Raw genomic sequence first — 6489 nt, forward strand, 5'->3', positions numbered from 1 at the left:
TAAGGATTTAACGTAGTATTAAACATAACTAACATTATAAAAATGGGAGAGTGAAGAAAATGAGTTTATCGGAAATGAAAGCATCAGTTGATAAAAATAAAGAGGCATATTTAGAATCTTTATTCACAATATTAAGACAAAAAAGTATTAGTGCACAAAACATAGGAATAGAAGAATGTTGTCTTTTAGTAAAAAATGTCATGGAAGAAATAGGTACTAAAACAACAGTAATCCCTACTGATGGACATCCTGTTGTTTACGGAGAAATAATAAATAATCCTGATAATTTTACTCTATTAATATATGGACATTATGATGTTCAGCCAGCTGAACTTTCTGATGGCTGGAATACGCCCCCATTTGAGCCAACCATCATAGACGGGAAAATCTACTGCCGAGGAGCAGGAGACAATAAAGGTCAATTTATGGCCCAATTGTTGGCATTGAAAACCTATCAAGAAGTAGTAGGAGAACTACCTATCAATGTAAAAATTGTGATTGAAGGGGAAGAAGAAAGCGGAAGTCCTAACTTAGCGAAATTTGTAGAAGAACATAGAGAATTACTAAAAGCAGATTTAGTCTATACTTCAGATGGTCCGATGCATGAAAGTGGAGCACCCGTTGTCTTATTAGGTGTTAGAGGAATGCTTTATGTAGAACTAACTGCCAAAGGTGCTGAATGGGATAATCACTCTGGAAATAAAGGGAATATTGTTCCTAATCCAGCTTGGAAATTAGTGGAGCTTCTAAATACCATGAAAGATAAAGATGGAAAAGTATTGATAGAAGGGTTTTATGACGATCTACGTAAACCTACTGAAAAGGAATTAGAGTTAATCGCAACTTTACCTTTCGATGCCGATGATTTAAAGAATCAAATTGGTTATAAAGGTTTTGACATGACTGGTGAAGAATATTATCGGAAATTAACACTGGAGCCGACCTTTAATATTGCTGGATTCCATAGCGGTTATGGCGGTGAAGGATCTAAAACAATTATTCCTGCTACAGCCACGGTAAAAATGGATACTCGACTTGTTGTAGATCAAGATCCAGATGATATCTATGAAAAAATTAAATTGCATGTAGCAAAACATGCTCCAGATGTGGAAGTAAAAAGACATGGTTCCATGAAACCATCACGAACTTCTCCAGAATTAAAAGTAGTTCAAATCGTGAAACAAGCGGTGGAGAAATCCTATCAACAAAGTCCAGTTTTACAGCCGAGTCTTGGAGGTAGTCTTCCAGATTATGTTTGGACCCAAATATTGGGTGTTCCATCTGTTGTAGTACCTTATGCTAATTATGATGAAGCAAATCATTCTCCAAATGAGAATATTGGAGTAGAAAATTTCTTTAATGGGATTTTGTGTACATGTCAGGTTATTGATGAACTATCAAAGGTCTATGCTAATACACTTGCTGAATAAATAAAAAATTGATTTTTTGATTAAAATCCTTTTTTAGGAAAGGGAAGAATCATATTATGATTTTTACTACAATGTTGCTTATGGGATTAATCCTAGGTTTTAGTGGAACTGGCGGATCCGGATTTATCATCTCTTTGTTAGTTGTTGTCTTCGATGTCCCTATTCACACTGCATTAGGTGTATCACTGGCTTCTATGTTTTGCAGTACATTATCAGGGTCGATAAGTCACTTTCGTGAAGGAAATGTTCAGATCAAGACAGGGATATATATGGGGTTATCTGGTGGGATTGGAGCATATATAGGTACGATGATTTCATCTAATATAGAAGAAGGTTCACTAGTATGGATGACTGGCGGAATGCTTATTCTTTCAGCACTATTGGTTTGGATTAGGACCAGACGTTTTTCCACTAACGAAATACAGAGAGAGAAACAGTTGTCTAAAAATAAATATATGATTATTACTGTTTGCTCTGGAATAGGAACCGGATTGCTTTCTGGAATCTTTGGTATTGGTTCTACGCCATTTATTCAACTGGCGTTGCTTGTATTTCTTGGTTTCTCTTTGCGTCAATCCGTTGGAACGACAATGCTTGTAATCGTTCCTATTGCATTTTCAGCAGTCGGAGGATTTATGCAAACAGGGAATTTTAGTATTCCGTTGTTTTTACAAGTTACATTAGGGACAATGATAGGATCATATATAGGGGCTAAATTTACCAATAAAGCTCCAACCGTATTATTGCGAACTGCCATGGTTGCTACTCCTTTAGCTGGAGGGTTGTTGATTATTCTTAATTTATTTCGTTAGTAATTTTTTGAGTCGGATTTTCCTTTTTTAGTAGATGTTTTTCGACTAAAAGGGGGAATCTGGCCTTTTAAATTGTCGTAAAGAATAATTTGGATATAGCTCAATATATAGAAAAAAGTAGGGGAAGATTATTATATGACTCTTTATATTCTAAATGTAAAATAGAGGGTTATAGAATAAATCTATAACCCTCCCATTTTAAGCTTGCAAATTATTCAATTAGCCCTTCCTCTTTCAGAAAATCTACCGCAACATCTTCATATTGCTCTTTATCAATATCTACACGGGCATTTAGTTCTTGCATTTTTTCATTATCAATCTTTCCGACAAGCATAGCTAATACTTCTTCTAATTCTGGATGCTTTTCTAATGTTTCCGCTCTAATTACTGGTGTGGCGTAGTATGGAGGGAAGAAGTTTTGATCATCTTCTAGAACCTGTAAATCAAATGCAGGGATGCGACCATCTGTTGAAAATGCATCAATTACATCGACATCTCCGTTTTTAATGGCACTATACATAATGCCAGAGTCCATGGCTTGTGTATTTTTAAATTCGATTCCATAAGTATCAATGAGACCAGGATAACCATCCTCTCTTTCAAGGAATTCTGGTTCAGATCCTAAGGTAAGTTCTGGTGCCATCTTTTTCAAGTCCGAAATCGTTTTTATATTATACTTTTCCGCATCTTCTTTGCGGAGAGTTAACGTATAGGTATTGTTAAAACCGAATGGTTCTAGCCAAACTAAATTGTAGTCTTCTTTAAATTTCTTCTTTACAATGTCATAGGCTTCGTCAGGATCACTAACCATATCTTCCTTTAAAATGCTGAGTAACCCTGTTCCTGTATATTCCATGTACATATCATAATTGCCGGTGTTTACTCCTTCAAATGCTGGAGCTGTCCCGCCAAGAAAAGATTCATAGTTTACTTGTAAATCTGTATGTTCTTCTATCAAATGCCCCATGATGTAAACCATAATTTCTTGTTCAGTGAAATTTTTACCAGTAATGGTGATGGTGTCTTTTCCACTTTTACCACTGCTGAAATTTGCAATGACAGTAGATAATGGGAGAATTACGATTAATCCGGCTATAATCCATATTCTAATGCGGCTTTTATTTTTATTTGCTTTTTTATTATGATGAAGCCCTTTAGGCGTTACATCAGCTTCTAAAAGCTTCAATAAATAATCAAATATAATCGCCAAGAGAGCGGAAGGAATAGCCCCAGCAAGGATAAGACCAGTATTGTATGTTTGTAATCCACGGAAGATTAAATCACCTAGTCCGCCTGCTCCAATTAGTCCAGCAATCGTTGCCACACCAATAATTAAGACAGTTGCGGTCCGGATTCCTCCCATGATGACTCTTAAGGATAATGGTAATTCAACCATCCAAAGCACTTGGCGATTGGTCATGCCCATGCCGACACCAGCTTCTATTGCAGATCGTTCTACCCCAACAATGCCTAAATATGTATTACGTAAAATCGGCAATAAACCATACACTGTTAATGCGATAATTGCTGGAAGTTTACCAGTGCCTATGAATGGTACTAAAAATACCAGTAATGCAAGACTCGGTATTGTTTGGAATACACCTGCAATTCCAATGATGGAATCAGCTATTTTGCGATGGCGGGTTAGATAGATTCCAAGGGGAACAGATATTAATATTGCGATTGCGATGGATAGAAGAGAAAGATACATATGCTCTAAAATTAAGTTCCATATTGTTGGCCAACGGTTGATAAAAACATCTAATGTCTCTGTGATGATATTAGGAATGGGTCATACCTCCTTTTTTTATTCGCCGATTTTATCGGCAATGTACTCAACAAGGCTTGCACGATTGACAATCCCGACAATTTTGGATTGCTCATCAGTTACTGGAACAAAGCCGTAAGTGGATTCACTAACAAGCTGAAAAGCCATTTCTGTTGGATCCTCGATTTTAAGTGTTGGTACATTGGTATCGATAATATCTTTTAAGGTTAATTCTTCTTCATTGTAATGCTTTTGCACATCCCAAACAGATACTATTCCGAGAAAGGTATTTGTATTGTCTAACACGACAAGACTATCTACCCGTTTTCTTCTCATTAATTTTAATGATTCCGCTAGACCACGGGATTTGCTTGCCGTAACAGGTGAAATCATTAACTTTTTTAATGGTGGTAAGGAAATATTTTCTTGTAATCGGTCTTCGCCAATAAAGCTTCGAACAAATTCATTAGCCGGTCTCCGTAAAATGTTTTCTGGACTATCGATTTGCACGATTTCGCCGTCTTTCATGATACAAATGCGGTCCGCTATTTTGAGTGCCTCATCCATATCATGCGTAACGAATACAATCGTTTTTTGAATTTCCTGTTGCAGGCGAACTAATTCATCTTGAAGCTGCTCTCGACTGATAGGGTCCAAGGCGCTGAATGGTTCATCCATCAGAATTATTTTCGGTTCAGCAGCAAGTGCTCTGATAACACCAATTCTTTGTTGCTGTCCGCCGCTTAATTCAGAAGGATAGCGATCACCGAAAATTTCTGGATCTAGTCCAACCATTTTCATTAATTCATTGATTTTGTCCACGTATTGTTCTTTTTTCCATTTTTGAAGTCGTGGAACGAGTGAGACGTTTTCTTTAATCGTCATATGGGGTAACAAACCTATTTGCTGGATGACATAGCCAATAGTTCTGCGGAGCTTTACTGGATCCTCAGTGGAGATATCTTTTTCTTCGATGGTAATCGTACCACTCGAAGGTTCTATGAGTCGATTGATCATCCTCATAGTAGTTGTTTTACCAGAACCACTTGGTCCAATGAGAACAAGCAATTCCCCTTCGTTCACCTGAAATGAAATGTTTTTAAGTGCTTTAAATCCATCTTGAAACGTTTTAGTTACTTCATTAAATTGAATCAATTTCTACGAACACCTCCAGACCTTTCTATAAAACTTATTACCCAATTTTGCTAACTAAATAACTTCCTTTTTTAAAAAATATATTACTGTCATTAACTATTATATCACTATTTTCGGAAAAAGGGGTCCAAAAAGGTTGGTTATGGGAATAACCCGAAGAATTTCCAGTCAAATCATGAGTTGGAAGACAATAAATCATATATTGAAGGATGGAAAGCGTAGCAATAATTATTTGATAATAATATTATTGTAATTGTATATTGTATGAATTTTGCTAGGTTAGTTGAAGTACTCTTAATTGTAATAAAAGAAGAACTAGTTATTTAGCTAGTTAGTAAATAATCACCTTGCAGCCTTTCTTTTATTCAAGTAAAATTAATTTAAAATATTAATTAAGCGCTTTCATTAATGGTTTGGAGGATAGGGGGATGGAAAAAGTTAGATTAATGGAACTTTTGAATCAACGAACGATTAGTGGAAAGTTTTTCTCTTTAAATTTATTGCTGACATTGCTTCCAATGGTAATCCTTGGCTTTGTAATTTATCATATTTCCGTAGTGAAACTAGGGGAACGAGCGGAAGAACAGGTGTCCTCCGCTTTACAAATGGGAGACCATTATATCCAAAGACTATATATTGATCTGAAGGATATTATGAATGTTATTACGATTAATTCAGAAATACAGAGAGTGCTAAATGACACGGATATCGATGACTATGGTTATAAGAAAAATATAAGAGAAGTGAACTCCGTTATATCTGCCATTACACAAAATAAGACCTATATAACTTCCTTTGTTCTATATTCCTCCGGGCATGACTTACCTAAACAGCTCTATAAACGGTCCAATACATATCTTACTATACAACAACGCAATCAAATTTATAAAAAATTAAAAGAAGCGGATAGTATTGTCTGGTGGAATAATCGGACACTTACTGATTTTTCCTATAATTCAAGTTCGATGGTAATTGGTAGGGTTTTAAGAAACGTAGAAAATAACTATGAGTCAAGTGGATTTATTTTACTAGAAATAGAGAAGTCTACGTTTTTTGAAGGCTTATCTTTTTTAACTGCCAGTAGTGACTCGAATTTTTTTGTTGTAGATAACAATGATGAACTTGTCCATTATTTGAAAACAGATGATTCATCAAAAATAATGGAGCAAACAAATTTCTTAAACAGTTTGAGTGAAAATAGTCCAGGAACAATTGAAAGTACCGAAGTTGATAGAGAACATTATATTATTTCCTCTGAATGGATCGAAAATTTGCCTTGGTCCATAAATATCCACATCGGTTTTTTGACAGTGATAACGACCAA

Annotated in this window: 5 protein-coding genes; 3 read left to right on the forward strand and 2 right to left on the reverse strand. The window is 35.6% G+C overall.

The features are described 5' to 3' along the window. Positions 1-59: 59 nt before the first annotated feature. Together ADJ83_RS04020 and ADJ83_RS04025 are read left to right on the forward strand one after the other, a co-directional pair. Positions 60-1430, forward strand: coding sequence for a M20/M25/M40 family metallo-hydrolase (locus tag ADJ83_RS04020; protein WP_048717044.1), 1371 nt, complete (start codon positions 60-62; stop codon positions 1428-1430). A gap of 56 nt (positions 1431-1486) precedes the next feature. Next, entirely contained in the window at positions 1487-2242 is a 756-nt protein-coding gene (locus ADJ83_RS04025; RefSeq protein WP_048717046.1) for a sulfite exporter TauE/SafE family protein, read from the forward strand. A gap of 211 nt (positions 2243-2453) precedes the next feature. Here the strand turns inward: ADJ83_RS04025 and ADJ83_RS26450 are convergent, their stop codons facing one another. Next, complete coding sequence (locus ADJ83_RS26450; protein ID WP_082169241.1) at positions 2454-3953, reverse strand: glycine betaine ABC transporter substrate-binding protein; 1500 nt, start codon at positions 3951-3953, stop codon at positions 2454-2456. A gap of 96 nt (positions 3954-4049) precedes the next feature. Next, the gene (locus tag ADJ83_RS04035; RefSeq protein WP_048717049.1) at positions 4050-5165 is read right to left on the reverse strand and encodes an ABC transporter ATP-binding protein; all 1116 of its coding nucleotides are present in this window, start codon (positions 5163-5165) and stop codon (positions 4050-4052) included. A 428-nt stretch (positions 5166-5593) separates the two neighbouring features. Here ADJ83_RS04035 and ADJ83_RS04040 point away from each other — a divergent pair. Continuing rightward, on the forward strand, positions 5594-6489 hold an 896-nt coding region (locus ADJ83_RS04040; RefSeq protein WP_048717051.1), incomplete at its 3' end, for a cache domain-containing protein.

The sequence above is a fragment of the Bacillus sp. 522_BSPC genome (assembly GCF_001076885.1).
GTDB lineage: Bacteria > Bacillota > Bacilli > Bacillales > Cytobacillaceae > Niallia > Niallia hominis.